15 protein-coding genes are annotated in these 22360 nt (G+C 38.4%); 8 read left to right on the top strand and 7 right to left on the bottom strand.

Features of this window, described 5'->3' with window-relative positions; genetic code table 11:
• The first annotated feature begins 189 nt into the window (after window positions 1–189).
• The 3 genes from thrB (at window position 190) to VB797_RS10760 (ending at window position 3617) form a co-directional block, all read left to right on the top strand.
• Window positions 190–1110: a homoserine kinase gene (thrB, locus tag VB797_RS10770; protein WP_323237673.1), complete on the top strand. Its 921-nt coding sequence runs from the start codon at window positions 190–192 to the stop codon at window positions 1108–1110.
• Window positions 1111–1203: 93 nt separating this feature from the next.
• Window positions 1204–1719 (top strand): hypothetical protein, encoded by a 516-nt coding sequence (locus VB797_RS10765; RefSeq protein ID WP_323237672.1) that lies wholly within the window; start codon window positions 1204–1206, stop codon window positions 1717–1719.
• Window positions 1720–2012: 293 nt separating this feature from the next.
• Complete coding sequence (locus tag VB797_RS10760) at window positions 2013–3617, top strand: NAD(P)H-quinone oxidoreductase subunit 4 (protein ID WP_323237671.1); 1605 nt, start codon at window positions 2013–2015, stop codon at window positions 3615–3617.
• 453 nt (window positions 3618–4070) lie between these two features.
• Here VB797_RS10760 and VB797_RS10755 read toward each other — a convergent pair whose 3' ends face one another.
• From VB797_RS10755 to thrS, 3 genes are all read right to left on the bottom strand, one after another.
• Window positions 4071–4370, bottom strand: a complete 300-nt coding sequence (locus VB797_RS10755; RefSeq protein WP_323237670.1) for a type II toxin-antitoxin system RelE/ParE family toxin — start codon at window positions 4368–4370, stop codon at window positions 4071–4073.
• The gene (locus tag VB797_RS10750; RefSeq protein WP_323237669.1) at window positions 4355–4543 is read right to left on the bottom strand and encodes a hypothetical protein; all 189 of its coding nucleotides are present in this window, start codon (window positions 4541–4543) and stop codon (window positions 4355–4357) included. The genes VB797_RS10755 and VB797_RS10750 overlap by 16 nt, the downstream gene beginning before the upstream one ends.
• A gap of 70 nt (window positions 4544–4613) precedes the next feature.
• Window positions 4614–6458, bottom strand: coding sequence for a threonine--tRNA ligase (gene thrS / locus VB797_RS10745; protein ID WP_323237668.1), 1845 nt, complete (start codon window positions 6456–6458; stop codon window positions 4614–4616).
• Between the two features lie 446 nt (window positions 6459–6904).
• Here thrS and VB797_RS10740 point away from each other — a divergent pair, with 446 nt between their 5' ends.
• Together VB797_RS10740 and VB797_RS10735 are read left to right on the top strand one after the other, a co-directional pair.
• Window positions 6905–7228, top strand: a complete 324-nt coding sequence (locus VB797_RS10740) for a DUF2605 domain-containing protein (protein ID WP_323237667.1) — start codon at window positions 6905–6907, stop codon at window positions 7226–7228.
• A gap of 230 nt (window positions 7229–7458) precedes the next feature.
• Complete coding sequence (locus tag VB797_RS10735) at window positions 7459–7803, top strand: DUF2973 domain-containing protein (RefSeq protein ID WP_323237666.1); 345 nt, start codon at window positions 7459–7461, stop codon at window positions 7801–7803.
• Between the two features lie 156 nt (window positions 7804–7959).
• Here VB797_RS10735 and VB797_RS10730 read toward each other — a convergent pair whose 3' ends face one another.
• Both VB797_RS10730 and VB797_RS10725 read right to left on the bottom strand, forming a co-directional pair.
• Window positions 7960–10239, bottom strand: coding sequence for an amylo-alpha-1,6-glucosidase (locus tag VB797_RS10730; RefSeq protein WP_323237665.1), 2280 nt, complete (start codon window positions 10237–10239; stop codon window positions 7960–7962).
• A gap of 938 nt (window positions 10240–11177) precedes the next feature.
• Window positions 11178–12221, bottom strand: coding sequence for a glycosyltransferase family 4 protein (locus tag VB797_RS10725; RefSeq protein ID WP_323237664.1), 1044 nt, complete (start codon window positions 12219–12221; stop codon window positions 11178–11180).
• 1602 nt (window positions 12222–13823) lie between these two features.
• Between VB797_RS10725 and VB797_RS10720 the strand changes: the two genes are divergently transcribed.
• Window positions 13824–15830: a DICT sensory domain-containing protein gene (locus VB797_RS10720; protein WP_323237663.1), complete on the top strand. Its 2007-nt coding sequence runs from the start codon at window positions 13824–13826 to the stop codon at window positions 15828–15830.
• An 81-nt stretch (window positions 15831–15911) separates the two neighbouring features.
• On the opposite strand, the gene VB797_RS10715 is transcribed toward VB797_RS10720, so the two are convergent.
• Window positions 15912–16073 carry a hypothetical protein gene (locus tag VB797_RS10715; RefSeq protein WP_323237662.1) on the bottom strand — a complete coding sequence of 54 codons (162 nt, stop codon included), beginning with the start codon at window positions 16071–16073 and terminating at the stop codon, window positions 15912–15914.
• Window positions 16074–16079: 6 nt separating this feature from the next.
• Here VB797_RS10715 and VB797_RS10710 point away from each other — a divergent pair, with 6 nt between their 5' ends.
• Together VB797_RS10710 and trpE are read left to right on the top strand one after the other, a co-directional pair.
• Complete coding sequence (locus VB797_RS10710; protein WP_323237661.1) at window positions 16080–16508, top strand: photosystem I reaction center subunit II PsaD; 429 nt, start codon at window positions 16080–16082, stop codon at window positions 16506–16508.
• Between the two features lie 115 nt (window positions 16509–16623).
• Entirely contained in the window at window positions 16624–18168 is a 1545-nt protein-coding gene (gene trpE, locus VB797_RS10705; RefSeq protein WP_323237660.1) for an anthranilate synthase component I, read from the top strand.
• A gap of 321 nt (window positions 18169–18489) precedes the next feature.
• On the opposite strand, the gene VB797_RS10700 is transcribed toward trpE, so the two are convergent.
• The gene (locus VB797_RS10700; RefSeq protein WP_323237659.1) at window positions 18490–22125 is read right to left on the bottom strand and encodes an ATP-binding protein; all 3636 of its coding nucleotides are present in this window, start codon (window positions 22123–22125) and stop codon (window positions 18490–18492) included.
• Between the last annotated feature and the right edge of the window lie 235 nt (window positions 22126–22360).

Below are 22360 nucleotides of genomic sequence, written 5' to 3'. Positions count from 1 at the left end.
TTAAGGTTTCTACAGCCGTTTAACCGCTCGTAAATTGGCAAAGTTACTGGTTAATGGCTCCGAGTTTGATAAATAATTATGACGTTAAACATCCTTCTATAAGGGAAGAGTCAATATACTATTGAGATTTTTTGTGTAAACACTGATTTCTATGAGATGCTGAATAATTAAATGTTCAAGATTGTTTAAATGTCTGTCTCTTCTGTCCGCGTCACAGTTCCTGCAACAACTGCAAATTTAGGTCCTGGCTTCGACTGTTTTGGTGCAGCTTTGACGCTTTACAATCAACTAAAATTTATTTTAGAAGCCAATCAAAAGCTAGTTATTAACATTACCGGAACTGAAGCAGCACGAGTCGCAACTGATGAAAGTAATCTTGTCTATCAGGCATTTGTAAAATTTTTTCAACACATAGAACAAACACCACCCCCAGTCAAAATTGAAATTAAGCTAGGGGTTCCATTAGCGAGGGGTTTGGGTAGTTCTGCAACAGCGATTGTCGGGGGATTAATTGGTGCGAATATACTCGCGGGAGATATTTTAACTCCAACCCAGATAATGGAATTAGCGATCGCGATGGAAGGACACCCAGATAATGTTGTACCAGCCCTGTTGGGTGGATGTCGTTTAGCTGCGACAAGCGATGCCGGATGGGAAATTTGTGATATCCCTTGGTGTGATAATATCGTTCCAGTGTTAGCAATTCCAGATTTTGAACTTTCAACAAGCGTTGCACGAGAAGTATTACCAACTCAAGTTAGCCGTGGAGATGCCATTTTCAATACAGCGCATTTGGGGTTACTGTTGCGGGGATTAGAAACTGGAAATAAAAATTGGCTACGGGCTGGTTTGCAAGATAAGTTACATCAGCCTTACAGAAAATCACTGATTCATAATTACGAAAATATCTATGAAGCAGCTTTATCTGCCGGAGCTTATGGCATGGTAATTAGTGGTGCAGGTCCCACGCTACTTGCAATAACTGATACAGCAAATTCTCAGGCTGTTGCTACAGCAATGGCTTCCGAATGGCAAAACAAAGGTATTATTGCCCAAGTACAAGCGCTGCAAATTGATCGTAAAGGAGCCACCACCTTTAAAGAATTTTAGATTTTAGATATTTCGGCAAGCTCAGCACAAGTTTTGGATTTTGGATTATAGATAGTAAGTATTTCTCGCTACTCCCTAAATAAGGATAAAAACATGGAGGATATTCAGGCAGAAATTGCAGAAATTCGCTCCCAAATTAATCAATTGCGTGGAGAAGGTGCTGCTCTTGCGGTAAAAATAACGACTTCTGAGGATGATTCACCCCAGGAAATAGCCGAATCCTACCGTCGTCAAGCAAGAGAAAATCCGCAATTGTTTGCTGAGTTAAAAGGTATAGATGATGCGATCGCAGCTTTAGAAAATCAATTAACAGATAAGCAAGCCAAATTGAAATCGCAGCGAGGATACATAACTAGAATTAACTTGGACGAACAAAAAGAACGTTTAGAACAGGCTAAAACCCAAGCTGAAACTCATGCAGAGCGAATTAATCAATTAGCAGCAGAATTAGCAACAGAAGTAAATCGGCTTAAAACTTGTGCCGATAATCTGACTCCACTTTACTGGCAAATTTATTACAAACCTTTTATCACCGGATTTAAAACTATCTCGGTTCCTTACGTTCGTTCGGATGGGGATGTCTGGACAATTGTCAATCGTATCGTCTGAAAATCTTGAATGTTTAGATTGATATTTCTGAAGCTAACTATTCAAAAAAGTGAATATCTTTATTTATTTGCTTTCAAAGGAGTTTTAGGCTACAAAATGTAACTATAAATGTAATTAGGGCTGCAATTTTTGTTAACCTTTCTTTACAATCTGCTCAAAAATACTGAAAATTTTGAGTATTTATGACTAAAAAAACTTGATTGTTTTATTTTCTAGGGATAAACTCTGTTTACAAAACTATAAATTGCTTAATATAATGTAAACAAAAGCGAGAAAATAACAGATTGTCAGTGATGAGCGAATTTCCTTGGTTAACTTCAATAGTTCTGTTACCCTTACTAGCAGCCGCTTTCATTCCGTTGATTCCCGATAAAGATGGTAAAACAGTCCGTTGGTATGGCTTAGGTGTTGCGATCGCGGACTTTACATTAATGATTTATGCCTTCTGGCGTAGTTACGATTTTCAGAACGCATCATTTCAATTGATTGAAAAATATGCTTGGGTACCCCAATTGGGTTTAAATTGGTCAGTAGCAGTTGACGGGTTGTCAATGCCTCTGATTTTACTCACAGGTTTAATTAATACTTTGGCGATTTTCGCGGCTTGGAGAGTTACAAACAAGCCGCGTTTATTTTATGGTTTGATGCTAGTGATGTACAGCGCTCAACTTGGCGTATTCCTAGCTCAAGATTTATTGTTATTCTTCTTAATGTGGGAAATTGAGTTAGTACCCGTATATCTATTAATTTCGATTTGGGGAGGACCAAAACGTCGCTATGCGGCAACTAAATTTATTATTTATACAGCAGCAGCTTCAATATTTATTCTGGTAGGAGCCTTTGCGATGGCATTCTATGGAGATACCGTGACTTTTGACATGGCATCTTTAGGAATGAAGCAATATCCTAAAACCTTTGAAATGCTAGTGTATGCAGCTTTATTAATTGCCTTCGGCGTAAAGTTGCCAATTTTCCCCCTTCATACTTGGCTACCGGATGCTCATGGTGAAGCTTCTGCACCAGGTTCGATGATTTTGGCTGGTGTGCTATTAAAGATGGGTGGTTATGCGTTGATTCGCATCAACATGGAAATGCTGCCCAACGCTCACGCTGTATTTGCTCCCGTATTAATAATCTTGGGTGTAGTTAACATCATTTACGGTGCTTGCTGTGCTTTTGCACAAACCAATTTGAAGCGTCGTTTGGCTTATTCTTCAATTGCTCACATGGGTATGGTGTTAATAGGAATAGGTTCCTATACCGAAATTGGGATGAGCGGTGCGATGTTACAAATGATTTCCCACGGTTTAATTGCAGCAGCATTATTTTTCCTTTCCGGGGTAACTTACGAACGCAGCCACACCTTGATGATGGATAAGATGGGTGGAATGGCTTTAGTTATGCCCAAAACCTTTGCTTTATATACTGCTGGTGCAATGGCTTCCTTAGCATTACCAGGAATGAGCGGTTTTGTAGGTGAATTAATGGTATTCATCGGTATTGCTAGTAGCGATGTCTACAGTTCCAGCTTCAAGGTTGTAGTTATATTGCTGAGTGCGGTAGGCATAATTTTGACTCCAATTTATTTACTATCTCTACTGCGTCAAGTATTTTACGGTAAGCAGAACGAAGAATTACATTTGGATGCAAAAGTTCTCGATGTCAAACCCCGCGAACTTTTCATCACCGCTTGTTTATTACTGCCAATTATCGGGATTGGTTTGTATCCTAAATTGGCGACACAGACTTATGATGTGAAGACACAAGAATTAGCGGCTCATGCGCGAGAAGCCCTACCAGCAGTTGCATCCGAACAATCATCAAGTCTATATTCTCAAGTTTTTATGTCACCAACAGTGGCAGATTCTAAAGTTGCTTTGGTTAATATGGCTAAGTAGTAAGTTATCAAATTGATCAAATTCTGGGCTGGTGCTATTAGATATTTATAGAAAGATTTGGTGGGGGTGATATAATTATCATCCTCATTAGTTTTATATAAATAGGACTCACGCAACTGGGACAATTATTATTGTAGGGTGTGTGACTAGGCTGTTGATTCTGTGGTTTTTCTGGGCTAAAAGTTCATACAGTTTTTGTGTTGACTTTTGACAGTCGGCAGAGCCGACTGTCATGGGTTCCCAGCCTCCGGCTGGGAACCAGTTAAATGCATGAGCCAAAAACGAATAAATTCTATCAAAGTCAACAGCCTAGTCACACACCCTACAAGAATATTAACTGCTAATTCGTCTTGAATCCAAAATCTAAAATCCAAAATCCAAAATAGAAAAACCCGACTGTAGAATTCAGCCGAGTTTTTACTTAACGTTAAAGTTATGCTTTAGACAGATGTATTAATCTTTGCCAAATTCCTCCAATAGTCTCTTCTTGTAAGTGACTGCGGCAACGGTAACAGTTTGACCTTTAATACGGTAGATAATTCTATACATATAGGCAAACTGTTGTCTAACGCTATCGTCATCGAATTCTGGGACAATTTCACCAGAAGTAGGACAGTGATTCAAACTGCGAGTAACATCAAGTATTTTCTTAACTACTGCGGCAGTATAGGAAGCAGAATCACGGGAGATATATACGGCGATCGCTTCTACATCATCTAAAGCTTTAGGTGACCATACTACTTGATAAGCCATTTGCTTAAACGTTCTTTGGCCTCATTGTGTGTCCTTGTTCCTCTAGTATCGGCTACTTCTAGGCTACGTCGCACTTTTTCGCTCACATACAAATGATATTGAATATCTTCTACAGAACAATCATCCGGTAACTGTTTCAAAATCGATTGGATGCTTTCCTTTGGAGTACTCATAATGTTATTTTTTGGGTATTTATATAAATTCGCTAATAGAAAATGGGCAGATGCCCACCTCTATTGTCTACTAAAAGTTGCTGTAATTGGTAATAGCATTCTTCATATTGTCCAGTACTTCGGATACGGACATAGTTCCTAAATCTCCAGAAGCACGGGTACGAATACTCAAAGTATTGGATTCTACCTCTTTTTGTCCGATTACAGCCATGACGGGAATTTTCTGTTTTTCGGCATTACGTATTAGTTTACCAAGTCTGTCACCACTGGTATCTACTTCTGCGCGAATACCTAGCATAATCATTTTAGCGGCGACATCTTTAGCGAAATCTAATTGCACTTCAGTGACTGGTAATAATTTTGCCTGTACAGGTGCTAGCCATAAGGGAAAATCACCCGCATATTCTTCAATTAAAATTCCAATTAGCCGCTCTAAGGAACCAAAAGGAGCGCGGTGAATCATTACCGGACGTTGACGAGTACCGTCTTCAGCAACGTATTCTAAATCAAAGCGTTCGGGTAAGTTATAGTCTACTTGTACCGTTCCTAACTGCCATTCTCTTTCCAAGGCATCACTAACGATAAAATCTAGTTTGGGACCGTAAAAAGCAGCTTCTCCGATTCCTTCAAAGTGTTCCATTCCCAGCTTTTCTACAGCCCGACGGATAGCACCTTCGGCTTTGTTCCATGCTTCATCGGAACCAATATACTTATCACTTTCTGGATCGCGAAAACTCAGTCTGGCTTTAAAATTCTTTAATTGCAGTTTGTTGAATACCGATAAAATCAAATCTACAACGTTGAGAAATTCTTCATCAAGCTGTTCGGGAGTAGCAAATATATGAGCATCATCTTGAGTAAAACCTCTTACCCGCGTTAAACCACCTAATTCCCCAGATTGTTCATAACGGTAAACCGTGCCAAATTCGGCTAAACGGATTGGTAATTCTCGATAGGAACGCAGTTCGTTGCTATATATTTGGATGTGAAAAGGGCAGTTCATCGCTTTGAGAACAAAGCCTTCTTCTTGTGCTGCTGCTTCCTCATTTTCCGCCATCATGGGAAACAAGTCTTCTTTATATTTCTGCCAGTGTCCGGATTTTTTAAATAAATCAACTTTGCCAATATGAGGCGTTATTACGGGTAAATAACCGCGTTTGACCTGTTCTTCCTGAAGGAAGTCTTGTAAAAGAGTCCGCAGTAAAGTTCCTTTGGGAGTCCACAGCGGTAAACCCGGTCCAACTAAATCGGAAAATATAAATAATCCTAATTCTTTACCTAATTTACGATGGTCGCGGCGCATTGCTTCTTCTTTACGCCGCTTATACTCGGTTAACTGTTCGGGGTTTTCCCAAGCGGTAGCATAAATCCGCTGTAGCTGTGCTTTATTCTCATCCCCTCGCCAGTAAGCACCAGCGACGCTTTCTAATTCGATCGCTTTCGGCGTTAATTCCGCAGTGTTTTCTAAATGAGGTCCAGCACATAAATCCCACCATTCATCCCCCAAATGGTAGATAGTAATCGGTTCTTGTTTAATATCTTCTAGAATTTCTAATTTATAGGGTTCGTTAATTGCTTGAATGCGACGCTGGGCTTCCTCGCGGCTGACTTCTTCTCTAATAACGGGTAATTTGCGATTAATGATTTTCACCATCTCCTTATAGATGGCTTTCAAATCTTTTTCGGTAAACGGTTCTGGATTATCAAAGTCATAGTAAAAACCGTTTTCAATCCAGGGTCCTATGGTGACTTGGCTTTTAGGAAACAGCTTTTGTACCGCCATTGCCATGACATGAGAGGCTGTATGGCGAATTTTTTTTAATTCCTCAGATTCGCTAGTACGCGGTAAATTGATTTTTTCGGGTTTTTCTGATTGCTCGTTCTCTTCGATTGGCGATATCGGCTGTTTAACCATTGGCGAAAATTACTTTATTTTGAAACTGCATCTATATTAACGACCTTGGGGTAGACTGTATCACTGGATTTTAGATTTTGGATTTTGGATTGTCCCCATGTATGAATGCTTTCTTAAAACCTAGGACTAAAGCATCCATTACTGAAATCGATTCGTGTAGCTTGTCCGTAGGACATAATCTCAAATCCATTGACGCGGAAGCGTCTTCCCGCAGGGTAGTCTAAAATCTAAAATTGTTTAATGTCTTTTTCCGCAAGACAAGAATCGCCCACATATTCTGTCTTTCGGATATGTACATATCGTAAGGTCAATATATATAATAGTAAAATGTAGTTAAATTTACAGATTATTTTAAGGTATCAAACTGAGAAATATGTTGCATTAAATGTTAAGAATATTAAAGAACGTTAATATTAGTAATAAAAATAAGACTTTTCTTCTCATTTATGCGAGACTCTAATTTACCAGAGCCTGAATTGTTAAAGACAGTCTTGCAGCCATTGTTGGAAGACTTCGAGTATTGGTTTACGCGATCGCGCACCTTTCTAGAAACAGAGCAGCTATCTTTTTTAGATAAGCAGGAGCAATCTAACTTATTAAAGCGAGTAAAGCTTGCGGCTGGTGAAGTGCAGGCAGCAAAAATGTTGTTTGCGGCGGCTGGAGGTAAGGTGGGCATTGATATGGCAACGCTTATGCCTTGGCATAAACTAGTTACAGAATGCTGGAATGTTGCAATGAAATTCCGCTCTAAGCAGGATTCTGTAGACTAAGACAAATTATAAAGTTTATAATACTTTTTCTTAACATCTTTAATATTAATGAAGTTTGAGAGAAAATGTATTTAATGCTACATAGATATTTTTGTATAGCGGATTCGTTTGATTAAATATGGACGCATCTAAGCTGTGGGAAGGGTTTGTCCGTTGATGCAAACAAAGACTGCGAAGAATCTGGGTCAATGATTATTTTAAAAACTTGCTGCTTCTAAAGGAAAAATTCAATGCTATTACAACTGCTTTACATTCTCGCTTTTACTATCCTTGCTTTTATCGCTGTTGCCAACTTGATCCGCAATTTAATAATGTTCAGTTTTGGTAGAGAAGGAAATTATCCACAGCGATTCACAAGATCTGAGTTGGAAGGAATTCATAATCGAGGAAATTATCCGTTATCTGCATCAAGAAAACAGTTTGTACCCCATCCAGAACTACTAGATAATTCTGGCAATATTGTTAAAGAGCCGTTATTAGTAATGCGTTCGATTAATGTTGAAGATGCTCGTCAGCAGCTTGATGCTCTTTATGAATCATCCCCAGGAAGTAAAGGCGATACTGAGGAAGGCTAACGGAATTTTGGATTTTGGATTTTAGATTTTAGATTTTAACAGGATGCTTTTGTTTTGGATTTTAGATTAACCCCATGCATGAATGCAGGGGGCTTGAAACCTGTTTTTAGATTTTCTTTTTAATCCAAAATTCAAAATCTAAAATCCAAAATTAATTTAGGCTTCAATCACAACCCGGAGGTTTCCTCGTTTTTTAGCAACGCGACAAGCGGTGGTACTACCAGAACGCTCAAATTCTAGGTCAAGAATTGTAGCACCAACTCGTAAGTTATGAAAAGAAAGACTATTTATGGACTCTGGTAAAGCAGGGTCGATAATTCTTAAGCAATTGTTGGGTGCGTCTGGAACTAAGTTAACCATCATTTGCAGTAACTGGAAAATAGAACCAGTAGCCCAAGCTTGGGGGGTACAGGCTACCGGGTACCTAACAGGAGCTTCGTCACCGTTACGCTCGTAACCGCAGAACAATTCGGGTGGACGCTGGTAGGGCTGCATAGTAGTCATATCGATCAAACCTTGGAAAATTTCCAAAGCTTGGTCAACCAGCCCCAGGGAACGCAATCCCATCGCGATAATAGCGTTATCGTGAGGCCATACGGAACCAATATGATAGCCCATTGGGTTATAAGCGGGAGACAAACTACTTAAAGTGCGGATACCCCAACCATTAAACATATCGGGTGCGCGTAATCTCTCCGCAACACTATAGGCATTTTCAGGAGTAAAAATACCCAACTGCAAGCAGTGACCGGGGTTAGAGGTAATGCTGTCAACCTGTCTGCCATCACCATCTAAAGATAAAGCGCAGAAATCTTGGTCTTCGATCCAAAAATGTCGATTAAAAATAACTTTTAAATTTCTAGCATCTTCTTGCCAGCGATCGGCTAAATCGAGTCGCTTTTTCATTCGAGCAATTTCTGCAAGGCGCATTTTTGCGGAATAAACATAAGCTTGCACTTCACACAACGTAATTGGACCATTCGCCAATTCTCCTTTACGGTCTACAATACAGTCTCCAGAATCTTTCCAACCTTGGTTAACTAAACCGCGCTTCGATTTCCGGAAGTAGCTCAGAAAGCCCGTCTCCTTGAGATTGCGATCGATCCAATCCATTGCCGCCAAAGCATTTGACCAAAGTTGCTCTAGGGTTTCGCTATCATGAGTCCAAGCAAAGTACTCAGCGTAGAGCATTAGCCATAGGGGTGTAGCATCAACCGTACCGTAGTAAGGTGTATGGGGAATTTCCTGAGTGCGAGCCAATTCGCCGAAGCGTAACTCATGGAGTATTTTACCCGGTTCTTCTTCGCGCCAATCGTCATCAACTTTACCTTGATAACGAGCGAGTAAAGTCAAAGTTTCCTTGGCGATTTCCGGATTTAACATCAAGGTTTGGTAAGCGGTAATCAACGAATCCCTACCAAATAAAGTGGAAAACCAGGGTACTCCAGCAGAAACAGTTTTGGATTTGCCAAAAGATTGGCGCAACAAGTACATATCTTGTTCACCGCGTTCGATAACTCGGTTAAAAGTACCTTTATCCGCACGAATTTTCGTAATCTTTTGCACCCAATTTTGTTCCTCCATCATTTCGGCAGATCTAGCCTGAACCAAAGTAACTGGAGCGCTAACGATTGAGGTGGGCTGATTATTTGTAAACATATTTACCCGGTAGCCCATTTTTTGGGTTTCGTGGGTAGCCAATTCCAACTGCCAAACAGCGGTATAACCTTTAAAATAATCTGGTTGACGATGCTGGAAATGAATGCGGGATTCCATGATTAAGTTATCTAAACCTTGATAGGCAAGAGTTAAGATTTGTTCTTTCCTTGGTTCGTCTTCTTGTACCGATACGACACCATCATTGCTTGTTTGAGCCGATTGCGGTTCTACTAAACGCAACAATCTACCGCGATTCTCTCGACCAAAACCTCGGACTTCAAATAAATCTACGTAATCGGCATCAAAGCTAATACTTAATTCAAAGCTGACAGTACTCGTACTGTAGTTAGAAACTTCTATTTCTTCAAATAAAGCACCGTTAAGCACTAACTCCCTGCGAATGCCTACTGTATCGGCTTGCAAGCGGTCATCTATTTTAGGATTAGTACACAACACTGACAGCGAAAACCCTTTATCAGCCGTGCTGCTGAGCAAAACTGGCAATTGCCCTTCAATTTGAAATTCTAATCTACTCAAAAAGCGGGTATCGCAGCAAAACATCCCCATACTGGGATTAACATCATTAAGCGAACAGCCAGCAATATTGCCCAAAGTGTCCGTGACTAAAAATAAGTCATCATCTTTTATGGTCAAAGATGCTTGGGGTCTTTGACTAAGAACACAAGGCCATTCTGGGATGGGAATTTGGTCGGCAGGGACGAAAGTTTGTCCGTCTTGTACAATTTTTTCCGGTGTCATCAGGGTATCCGGTGTCATTAGCAAAAATTCCGTGTGCGGGTGTATAGTTTCTTTGTTGGAGCGTTACTCTGAAAAAAAAGACGCTGTTAAAAACTCATTTGAGCCATTGAGCAAAATATCAATCGCATATCAAGTTAGGGGACACATAGAAGAGTGAACATACAAAATCTTGATGAATCTGTATATATAAAAAAGTATTGTAAATAGCAAACCTATTTTAAATAAAACCAGCTAATTATTTGATTTATTTATACTTAATTTGACAAAAAACTTTCATACAGCAATTAGTTCAACTGTTTTACTCTAACTAATAGAGTTGCAGCCTCTGTATAATTTGTCTATTAGCTATTCCAGTAAACTATTTAAACATATTATATAATTCAAGTTTTATGTTTATTTTTATATACGTAAAGCAAATATAACCATACTTATAAACATTTGTTTTTATCTCTAACAGAGAAAAAACAATGCATTTTTTTATATATACCATAAAACTAATCGTTAATTCAAAACTCTCAAAAAGTGATTATTTTTAAAAAGTACATATAGGAATCCGGTTTGATTTTTGTACGCGAAGTGTGGCGTAGCCATATAACTCGTAGGGGTTAGGGAGTAGGGAGTAGGGAGTAGGCAAACTAAAATATACGCTCGTCTTTTATGCCCTCCAGGCACGCTCCGCTAACAAAATTCTGCGGAGTAATCATATATATTTGCATTATTAAACTATTAAGATCGAATTTAACTAGCCCCCGGTTTATTTGTGCCGATTTACTTAGATCTTGCTGAATTTTCGCTGTCAAGATCGCACAATAGAGGAAATACATAACAAAACAAAGTCCGCTTGAGGCAAACTTTGTTTAGGCAACTATACATTAGCATTAATTGTTGAAGTTGTAGAGATGCCTTATGTTGCTATTGATGTCTAGCTTGACCTTCAAATCTCTACAGGCAATAACTTACAAAGTTTGAGCCGAATTTAAAACCATCGAATAAGCTTGTTCATACTCGTTAGTCATCGACTCAACACTAAAGCGATTAAAAACGTATTCCCTACAAGTTTGACGGTCGAGTTTTGTAGCGTTTGGAACCATTTCAATCATTTTGTTCAGGTCGTCGCAAACAAAACCTGTTTTTCCATCCGCAATAACTTCCGGTACGGAACCCAAATTCATCGCAATTACGGGAGTTCCAGCTGCCATTGACTCAATCATCACTAAGCCAAAAGGTTCTCGCCATGTGATGGGGAATAATGTTACCGTTGCTTCACCCAAAAGGCTGACTTTATCATCGTGGGAAACTTCACCAAGGTACTGAATTTGTTCGCCATCAATTAATGGTTCGACTTGTTCTCGATAATAATCAATGTCTACTGCGTCAACTTTACCTGCCATTTTCAAGGGTAAACCAGATGCGATCGCAATTTTTATCGCTTCTACTGCTCCTTTTTGTGGCGATATTCTCCCTACAAAGGCTAGGTAAGCAGGTTGTACGGGTTCGCTATAAAAGGGATAAGCTGCTGTATCAATGCCGTTGTAGACTGTGTGAACGTAATTCAAGTCCAAGCAGGGTTCTCGCTGTGACTTAGAAATACTAATTAAAGGCTGCTCGCTAAAACGCCGAAATATCTTGGCGGTATCGGGTGTAAATGCGCCGTGGAGTGTATGTACGGTGGGAGTTTTGGCAAAACGGCTGTAGGGAAGAGCCGCATAACCCATGTGGGAATGAATGATATCAAAATTGGCGTATGCTTCTTGATAAAGGTCGGCGAGAATCATTTGATGATAGATATCTGGCTCTTGAATAGAAGAGTCGAGCCGTAAAGCTTGGTTGTGAACTGAGTGCAACTTTGCTTTGACAATCGAGTCACCCGAAGCAAATAAAGTGACTTCATGACCGCGCCGAACCAATTCATCTGTCAGAAGTTTGACGATTAGTTCTATTCCACCGTAGCGAAAGGGAGGAACGCGCTCCCATAAAGGAGAAATTTGAGCAATTCTCATGTTTCACCAATTTTGTAAGAAATAAAGCATATTTGCCCGCATCCATTATTTTTTCTAAAACGATAGAAAACAATGATTTTGATGGGGTGAGTATAATTCGTAATTCGTAATTAATGCCCCATAAATTAAATTTAGGGGCTTCGGTAGAGTCATTACCACGGATAAATCCGTCTTGCTCAGACCTTAAAATTTTACTCGGTGAGTATCTATGCCTTGCTTTAATAGCCTTTTGGGGTAGCTTCACCAGCTGCTTTGCTTATGTCGATAGCAAGACCGCAAGGGAATAATTGAACCGCAGTTTGATTCAACTGGTATGTAATTGTTGGTTGCTACCATCGCTTATTACTTCATATTAATTAAGCCATTAAGTAAGTATTTACTATTAACTTAATTATGATTTAATAAGTAGATTTTTTAGGCATTAATTCTAGATTCAAAACATTAGTTTGAGAATCTTTCAACATAGACAAAGCAATATTACAGTAAATATGATTTTTTCGCAATATACTTAATAATAGTAGGTACGATAAATTTAGACCTTATACGTATAAATAGCTTAGTTTAAAGAGAAAATTGCCAAAAAATAGTAGTATTAACTTTGACCGGATAGCTATAGAATTGGTATAAAAAAATAGTAAAATTGAATATTCAAGACTTAATAGTTGAGCGAAAAATATATTTATCAAGTAATAAAGCTGCTTTTGTTGATGGCGATCGCCATGTGTTATAGAGAAGTAAAGCAGGGATAAATGGATATCAACTAGAGAAAAACTGTGAATTTGCGTATTTAACCAGTTTTTAGCTCATAAATCAAAAGATGCTGTTTGATCGCAAATATCTTATAAGCAATCAAACAGAAATGATGTATATATTTATTTATTGAAAGCGCGATCGTGCGAGTATTTTGTTGTTTATTCAATACATAGTTAATTTTATCTAAAACTAATTATTTAAATACCATAATATATAGAAAAAAGATTAGGTGTGTATATTATTGTACAGCCATTATGTAATAAAAAAACAAATATTTTATCTTGTTATTGGTATAACAAACAAAACGAGCGGCTGATTAATTGGAAATCTAAGCAAACAATAATTATTAAAATTAAAAACAATTACATTATTGTCAAATGCGATTGAATTAAATGTAAAACGGTAGCGATGATAGCATTGTTCAACGCCTAAAAAATAGTTATAAATAGGTTTTTAGATAAGTGATAATCGCGGGAAACAGCATTCGATCTGACACGAAGCCCCATAGACAGTATAGATTTGTTAAGTAAGTCGGCAGAAATAAATCTTACTATGTTACAGAATGTAAATAGGCTTTCATCGACCTGCTTGTTTGATGTTGCGATATGGTTAGTCAGGACAGACAAATAAGCTTTATTATCTGAATAAGCGTGTTTGCAGACAAGAGTGCGACAAGTAAATAAGATTTTTAGCTGCGATTAAAGAGATATACATAATATGGCTCTTTAAAGCCATGAAAATATTCTTTACAAATTGCAACTGTTTGTTTGACCTGAGACTCCGTTGTAGTTTGTACAATGCAGCTGTGACGTGGATTTCAATCCAGATTGTGGCTTCTTAACGACATTCATGAGCATTTCGACTTCCGTGCTGAGTGATTTGATACAGGTACTACCTTACCTGCGACCCCAAATATACTTTAAAGCTTCATTGACAGCGCTCTCCCACGCAATGGAAGATCAAGTTTTGGCTGCGACAATGGAGCAGCCTTTGGTGATTGCGAGCTTTCAAAGGGAAAGATTTTACCGTCAAGAAGCTCATCGCTATCAGCGGTTGGCGCAAATAAGTAATCAAGTGTATGTTTTATCTGCACCAGAAACAGATTTTAGCAACAGTTCGGAACATTACGAAAAGATCGCTTTTGGGTCAAAAGATGCTCTTGCTCAAGAATGGCATTTGGTGGTGATTGCTTATAATTATGCTACTTGCTTAGTTTGCCGGGAATATCGTACTTCCGTAGTAAAAAAAGACTTTCCGGAATTGATTCCCAGTATTGATATGGACACTGCGCGGAGATTTGAGGGAATCTGGACGGCAGAAAGAGGAGTTAGCTTAAAAGCTGCCGATTTGTTATTAGATAAAATACTTATTTATCGTCCAGAACTAGCCTCAAAAATTGAGCAAGCGCGTCAACGCTTTCGTATTGGGGACGATCACACTCAGAAGATTATAGACGAAGCCAACGAATATGCTTGCGACATAGATACTAACCCTTTTGTGCAGCGTTTAGTTACCTATTTACAAGCTAGTCAATATAAACTCCACAAAGCTTATCGGTCAATTGCCGCTCAAGCACGTAAAGAACGTTTAGTCAACTCAATTAGTACAGCAATTCGGCGATCGCTAAATCCGCAATCAGTATTAGAAGTTGCCGTACAGGAACTAGGACAAAACTTAGGGGCTAGTCGCTGTTTAATTTACCGCACTCAAGCGGCTGATAAGAGTGCGACGATCGAACACGAATTTTTGAGTCCCGGTATTTCTTCGCTTTTAGGACAAACCAGAGATTTACAAAATAATCCATTATTTCAAGAAATAGTCCAAAAAGGCGACGGTGTTTGTATTTCCGACACTCTTAATGACTTTCGCATTCAAAACGCGATCGCAGTCGCAAAATTTGTGAAAAAGTTTGCGATTCGGTCTTGGTTAATGGAACCCGTGTGGTTTCAGGGGCGAATGTTGGGCATGGTAGAGTTGCAATATTGTGACGATGAACCCCATGAATGGGAAGCTGGCGAACTAGATTTAGTCAAAGCCATAGCCATTTCCATCGGAGCCGCTTTAATTCAAGCCGAAGCCTACGCGAACCTAGAAGATTTTAACCAACAATTAGAAGCACTAGACCGTACCCGCAGCAACCTAATAGCCATTACCGGACACGAACTGCGGACTCCACTTTCCACCATTCAGGTGTGTTTAGAAAGCCTTGCTACCGAACCGGATATGCCTTTAGAATTGCGCGAAGTAATGCTGAGTACGGCACTTTCCGACTCAGAAAGAATGCGGAAACTGATTCAAGATTTCTTAACCCTTTCCAATTTAGAAAGCGGTCGAATCGAATGGCATCCAGAAACTTTGACTTTACAAGAATGTGTAGATTTATCAATTAGCAGAATTAACACTCGCAGCAAAACCGAAAACTTGCCCAAAGTTTCCGTCAAAATATCAGAAAATTTGCCTTTAGTCAGAGCAGATGGGGATTGGTTAGTCGAAGTGCTAGCAAAACTTCTTGATAACGCTTGTAAATTCACACCCCCCGAAGGAAAAATTACCATCAAAGCGACTCGTCGCGGCAATAAAATGGTTGAAGTTACCGTTTCCGACACGGGACGAGGAATAGAACCCAATCGTTTAGAAATAGTTTTTGACCGCTTTTATCAAGAAGAAGGAGCTTTAAGACGCAGCACTGGGGGAACGGGTTTAGGATTAGCAATTTGTCGTCAAATAGTCATTGGTTGGGGAGGAGAAATTTGGGCAGAATCATCAGGTAAAGATAAAGGTTCCAAATTTCATTTCACCTTACCCAGCATTGAAGGAAGCCAGGAGGAGAGATTGTCGGTGGTTGGGAAGAAGTAAGGGGGATGGGGGGATGGGGAGATGGGGAGATGGGGGGACTGATAGCGAGCGAGACGCTCGCACTACTCCTAACTCCGTGAGCTATGCCCAATGACCAATTCCCAATTCCCAATTCCCAATTCCCAATGCCCAATGCCCAATGACCAATGACCATTTTTCATAAGAACTGTTAAACTTCCTAACGCGATCGCAATATGACCCCGGTTGCAATGTTACGATGCCGTAAAAACGTTGAGAGAACATTTTTTTATGGCAGAAACACTAAGCGGACAGATTCCGAAGTTTGGTGGCAGCACTGGCGGCTTGCTCAAAAAGGCGGAAGAAGAGGAAAAGTACGCGATTACTTGGACTAGTCCCAAGGAACAGGTATTTGAAATGCCTACTGGCGGCGCTGCGGTGATGCATCAAGGCGAAAATAAGCTGGAAATTGCTCGTAAAGAGTACGGCATTGCTTTGGGCGCTCAATTCCGGAAAATGAAAATTACTGATTACAAAATTTACCGGATTTATCCCAGCGGTGAAACTCAGTATTTACATCCGGCTGATGGTGTCTTCCCTGAGAAGGTCAACGAAGGTCGCGAAAAAATACGTTTGGTTAACCGTAGAATAGGCGAAAATCCTAGTGCTGCAAAACTCAAGTTTAGTGGCGTAACACCTTATGACGCTCCTAATCCTTAATTAGAGCATGGGGCATGGGGCATTGGGCATCGGGCATAGGAATATTAACTTTGACCTTTAACCTTTGACCTATACCCCAACCCGACTATTTATTTCTTAATTAATATGTAATGCTGTGATTTTTCCTGATTTTTCTGAATTCTGCGAGTTAGCAAAACAAGGTAATTTTGTCCCGGTGTATCAAGAGTGGGTGGCGGATTTAGATACTCCTGTTTCGGCTTGGTATAAGGTATGTGCGGGTCAAACTTATAGTTTTTTGCTGGAGTCGGTGGAAGGTGGGGAGAAATTAGGACGTTATAGTTGGGTGGGTTGCGACCCTTTATGGATTTTAGAAGCTACGGGTGAAAATCAAGAAAATAAAACTGATGGATATCAAACGATTCAAACTTTCCGCGATGGAAAGCGAATCATTTTTGAAGGCGACCCTTTTAACGCTTTAACTGAATGTTTGACGGCTTTGCAACCAGTTAATTTACCTCAATTACCGCCGGGAATTAATGGTTTGTTTGGTTTTTGGGGTTATGAATTAATTCGCTGGATTGAACCACGGGTAAAGGTGCATCCGCAAGATGAGCGAAATATTCCCGATGGATTGTGGATGCAGGTGGATCACCTGTTGATTTTTGACCAGATGAAGCGGAAAATTTGGGCGGTTGCTTATGCGGATTTACGCAGTCCCAATGTGGATTTAAAAGCGGCTTATTCGCTTGCAAGCGGTATGGTATCTGGGATGGTGAACAAGCTCTCCGAACCTTTACCACCAGAAAAAACCATCATGGAATGGACTCCACCGGGAATCAGAAATGTAAATGTTGCAGAAGAATATAAAAGTAATTTTACGAAAGCAGAATTTTGTGCCAGCGTTGTCAAAGCAAAGGAATATATTAAAGCGGGAGATATTTTTCAAGTTGTTGTTTCCCAGCGATTATCAACTGCATATAATGGGGAACCTTTTGCGCTTTACCGTTCCCTGCGTCAGATAAATCCTTCACCTTATATGTGTTACTTCCACTTTAAGGATTGGCAAATTATTGGTTCGAGTCCAGAAGTGATGGTGAAAGCCCAAAGCGATGGGGATGGAATTGTTGCAACGGTACGTCCGATCGCCGGAACTCGTCCGCGTGGTAAAACTGTGCGGGAAGATGCAGAATTTGCGGAAGATTTGCTCAAAGATCCCAAAGAAATCGCCGAACACGTCATGTTAGTAGATTTGGGACGTAACGATTTAGGACGTGTTTGCATAAATGGTAGCGTTACAGTTGATGATTTAATGAAAATTGAGCGTTACTCTCACGTTATGCATATTGTTAGTAATGTGGTGGGTAAATTAGCACCAGGTAAGAACGCTTGGGATTTACTCAAAGCTTGCTTTCCTGCGGGTACCGTTAGCGGAGCGCCGAAAATACGAGCTATGGAAATTATCCACGAATTAGAACCGAGTCGGCGCGGGGTATATTCGGGGGTTTATGGATATTATGACTTTGAAGGACAATTGAATAGCGCGATCGCAATTCGCACGATGGTAGTCCGCGATAATACGGTGATGGTGCAAGCAGGTGCGGGATTGGTTGCCGATTCGGAGCCGGAGAAAGAATATGAGGAGACTTTGAATAAAGCGCGGGGTTTGTTAGAAGCGATACGTTGTTTAAAGAATTATTAATAATGACTTTTATCTTGTAGGGTGCTGTGACGGCTCAAATAATTTATCGAGCATAACGAAATAAGAAGACGGATGCCGTCACGCACCATTTTTTCTGGTAATTATTTGAATTCATAGAATATTAAAAATTTATACTTTCATAAAAATTAGGCATGAAAAAAACCGATATGGGAGCAGTTTATACAAAAGTTAAATTAACTAATGACCTGGTAGAAATACTAATATTAAACGCTCGGTTGGGTCAATTAACCAACCTATTTTAGCTCCGTGTTTCAAACAGTGAAGAATATTGGTAATTACTGGAGTAATCGCAGGTGTAAACTAAGGTTGTTTAGACAAAATCAAATTTAATACGTTTAATTCATTAGAAGTTAACAAATACTTGTCTGTAAAACTCTTTTTTCTAATTTCTGCTAAACTGTAACTTCTAAAAAGCACAAATGGGAATTCTCTGTACCCATCACCAATCGGTAAAATATTATTAACGGGATACAGCGAGCGGATATAAGTGGCGAGAATATCGCGGAAACGCCCATCTTCAGGTTCTTCTGGTTCGTTGGTAAAATATTCTTTTAGCACTTCACCACTGATAAATGTAAACAATGGTAAGGCATAATATTGGTCGGAATTTTGGCTCAATTGTTCGAGATTTTGGGTTTTATTAACTTCTTCTTGGAGTTTATTAATTAATTCTATGCCATCTTTAATAGCAAAACGTAAATTTTCGGGATAGGTTTTACGACGACTAATTATTTGCATATTTTGCCATAATTGTTCGTTTGCGTAAGTAGCTATATCTAGTACTCGCATTTGGTAATTTTCTTCTAAAGCATTATTTGGAATTGGTACTATTAATAAACTTCCGCTGATATAAGCTAGTTCAAGATTGCCGAAATCTAATAATTTATCTAAACTACTACAAATTTTGGCAAAGCTGTTGTTAAAAGTTTTGAATAAATCGAGATAATTAAAATCTGTGCTATCTCTGACGGTAAAATCTGCCGTACCTAATAGTTTTTCTAAATTTGTATAAACTTGTTCTACTAAAATATCGCTTTTATTTCGACGATGTTCTTGTTTTAACTGTTTGATCAGGTTTGCTATCTGAGCCGAAAATGTTCCACCAGCGGTAAAAATAGATTTACCACCGATAGGAATGATAATAAATTTTTCTCTACCTATATTTCCATGACCAAATATTCTGGTATTGATGGAAGCTTTTAAAATTAATAGTATATTTAATAACGATAGTACGCTTTCTTGGATAGCTAATTGTTGATTTTCAAGGTCATCTTGATAGTAAACTGACTTTTGAGCTAGGTAAAATATTAGTTCTTTATCTTGATTATCAATTTTATCATCTCCGCGACCTCTATATATTACCTGAATCACTTCCATGAGGTTTTTCTCAATTTGAAATCCAGGAATTTCCACTAAAAGATGTTTTGCTTGAGGAAAAGATAAACCTCTACTTCCGGAAGCTGTCATAAAAACGATTTTGACATCATTTTTACATTGATTAATTTGTTCTTTTTCTGATTCGGATATATTGGCGTGAATTTCGATATAATCTTTAAAAGGTTTAAATTCTCTTTGCCGTTCAATTTTTTCAATTAATTCGCCTAATCTTTGTTTATCTTGAATATAAACTATAATTTGTTCGACTTCGGAACGATTTAATAATGCTTGTATATCTTGAAGAATCTCTTTTTGTAAGCTTTTAGTTAAACTATTTTTATCTTTAAGCTGATCTATATATAGTTGAGATTCAACGATCGCTTTGTATGTAATAGTTAAACTTTTAGCTGGGTAAGAATTAGTGTTGATGACAGTAGATGGTAAGTCTTTAAACGTAAAATGCTCGATGGAAAGAGGTTCAGATGTATCGTCCGTTCTACGAAAGTAGATTTTATCTGGTTCCGCTGTTTTATCGGCAAGATGTTGATTTATGACGTTTTTATCGACTATCGAAGCATCAGCAATAATTACCTTTAGATTAAAACCATGTTGAGAATCGGTTAGTTTATATTTAGATAAAATCTGATGGATACCGTGCAAAAATTCTACACCGCTATCATCACCAGTTATTTCATCTATCATAATGAATAAATGCTTAATTTTGTTAGATATAGCTTGCATTCGTTCGGGTATAACAATACCTTCTCTATCGTTGTAAGCATTTCTAAAAATTTTCTCAAAGTGTTTTAAAGTATCTGTACCATCAAAGCTTTTTTTAAGAGATTGAATTGAAGCTGTAGCGATAATATTATGAGATGTTTGACGCTCTATAACTGTGGAAATTGCTTCACAAATACTATTTAAAACACCTTTACTGCTCTTCTCGGCATCTTGAATGGTATCATAATTTTTTCTATTAAGTTTATCGCTACGTCGTAAACGCAATTCAACATTGCGACTGTCACAAAAGTGTACTGACTGCGATCTAAAATCTCCCTGACGCTGATTGGATAAATACTGAACGGTGTATTCTCCTTGATTATCGTTAATTAAATTACTATAAGAATTAATAGCTAAAATTCTGTCATCGCATAATTTATTTGAAGTTTTATCCTTAAATTTTTCGATAATATCTAAATTTACTTGCTTGCGAGGGCTAACATAAAAGAATAGAAAACCTTCATCAACATGACTTTTGAGAAAATTGGCGATCGCGGTTGTTTTCCCAATACCAGGATTCCCAGTTAAAAAGATATAATTAGAGTCAGAAATCAGTTCTCTTTTAATTAGTTCTGCATGAGCATTTCGTAAATCTAAAGTTCCAGTTAATTCTAATTTATCCATTAAATATTGTGGAACTTGACCTACAGAATTGAAAAAACCTTCAACTCTTTCTTGATGAGTTACAGTAGTCGTATTGTTAAAAGGAATATCTAAGAGAGCATCAACAAAATTCTTTCCTTTGATAAAACTACTATAAGCACTGCGTCTAACACGATATAAAACCTTTTTACGAGCTTCATTTATATCCTTACTGCTAGAATCATCAGTATAGATTTCATAGCAATTTTTCAACACGGCTAAATTCTCCGGCTTTACAGACATAGCACTTACACCGCGATCGCTATATCCCACCGCATTAAAGGTTATTGATTCATGATTAATAATATTGTTATCTTTGAGAAAATTATAAAAACTATAAGCGTAACCACCAGCTTGGATTAACTTAGCGCTTTCCTTATCCTTATATTTAAATGCGGTAAAATAACTCTTCAAATCGTCGTTAAACTCGAAACCTAAAGACTGAGTATCGATACGAAGCTGTGAAAAAACACTTTTCGAGCGTAAATAACTGATATCTCTAATTAATAAATTTCTTAAAATTTCGACAAAATCCAGATTTTTAACTTCTTGATCGGATTTTATAGAAAACACGGATAAGTCTACACAGAGAATTCTTACTTCCTTGCGACACCGTAACAGCATTAAAGTATCTGCATTGACAAACTCGCCTTTTTTACCTAAATCTAAATCTTTCCTAAAATATTCTTCGCTATAACGTTCAACTTCATCGGAAGTAATATTTAACTGAGATAAAAGTTCTTTAAACCACCCTACGTTATTTTTACCTTCATAAGTTCCAATACTATTATCGCCACAAAATTGACATTGATAATATAAAATTTCTACCTTTCCGATTCTACGTGGTTCGTTCCAACCGATAGACTGTAAATATTCGGCAAAAAAATTTAATCCACAGAAAAAACCTTTTTGGAGATAAAACGTACTCCACTTTTGTACCATCTCTCTTTCAAGAGTACTAATAACCTGACTAACGATACGCTTAAGCATTTGAGGAAACTTTAATTGCTGCAATTCCTCAAGATATAAATTATCAAAACGATGCGTTATCTGCTTCTCTTTGATATAAGCCAGAATTCCGATATTGAAACCGACTTCAAATAAACGTCCTAATTCTTCCGCAACTTTAGATGACATCTTGATTTAATTTATGATTTATAAGTTGTTATGCATTTAATTTGTATAAGACAAGATCGCAAGATGCTGTTATCGAGCAAGATGCTGTTATCGAGCGAGCAAGATTCTTTTATCGAGCGAGCAAGATTCTTTTATCGAGCAAGATTCTTTTATCGAGCAAGATTCTTTTATCGAGCGAGCAAGATTCTTTTATCGAGCGAGCAAGATGCTGTTATCGAGCGAGCAAGATTCTTTT

Origin of the sequence: Rivularia sp. UHCC 0363 (genome assembly GCF_034931125.1) — a bacterium.
In the GTDB taxonomy this organism is placed as follows: Bacteria; Cyanobacteriota; Cyanobacteriia; order Cyanobacteriales; family Nostocaceae; genus Rivularia.
This window is presented reverse-complemented; position numbering and strand designations above follow the sequence as displayed.

What these genes read in the sequence shown, in the direction of transcription:
- thrB (WP_323237673.1), top strand. Translation starts at nt 190, where the DNA reads ATGTCTGTCTCTTCTGTCCGCGTCACAGTTCCTGCAACAACTGCAAAT.
- VB797_RS10765 (WP_323237672.1), top strand. Translation starts at nt 1,204, where the DNA reads ATGGAGGATATTCAGGCAGAAATTGCAGAAATTCGCTCCCAAATTAAT.
- VB797_RS10760 (WP_323237671.1), top strand. Translation starts at nt 2,013, where the DNA reads ATGAGCGAATTTCCTTGGTTAACTTCAATAGTTCTGTTACCCTTACTA.
- VB797_RS10755 (WP_323237670.1), bottom strand. Translation starts at nt 4,370, where the DNA reads ATGGCTTATCAAGTAGTATGGTCACCTAAAGCTTTAGATGATGTAGAA.
- VB797_RS10750 (WP_323237669.1), bottom strand. Translation starts at nt 4,543, where the DNA reads ATGAGTACTCCAAAGGAAAGCATCCAATCGATTTTGAAACAGTTACCG.
- thrS (WP_323237668.1), bottom strand. Translation starts at nt 6,458, where the DNA reads ATGGTTAAACAGCCGATATCGCCAATCGAAGAGAACGAGCAATCAGAA.
- VB797_RS10740 (WP_323237667.1), top strand. Translation starts at nt 6,905, where the DNA reads ATGCGAGACTCTAATTTACCAGAGCCTGAATTGTTAAAGACAGTCTTG.
- VB797_RS10735 (WP_323237666.1), top strand. Translation starts at nt 7,459, where the DNA reads ATGCTATTACAACTGCTTTACATTCTCGCTTTTACTATCCTTGCTTTT.
- VB797_RS10730 (WP_323237665.1), bottom strand. Translation starts at nt 10,239, where the DNA reads ATGACACCGGATACCCTGATGACACCGGAAAAAATTGTACAAGACGGA.
- VB797_RS10725 (WP_323237664.1), bottom strand. Translation starts at nt 12,221, where the DNA reads ATGAGAATTGCTCAAATTTCTCCTTTATGGGAGCGCGTTCCTCCCTTT.
- VB797_RS10720 (WP_323237663.1), top strand. Translation starts at nt 13,824, where the DNA reads ATGAGCATTTCGACTTCCGTGCTGAGTGATTTGATACAGGTACTACCT.
- VB797_RS10715 (WP_323237662.1), bottom strand. Translation starts at nt 16,073, where the DNA reads ATGTTCTCTCAACGTTTTTACGGCATCGTAACATTGCAACCGGGGTCA.
- VB797_RS10710 (WP_323237661.1), top strand. Translation starts at nt 16,080, where the DNA reads ATGGCAGAAACACTAAGCGGACAGATTCCGAAGTTTGGTGGCAGCACT.
- VB797_RS10700 (WP_323237659.1), bottom strand. Translation starts at nt 22,125, where the DNA reads ATGTCATCTAAAGTTGCGGAAGAATTAGGACGTTTATTTGAAGTCGGT.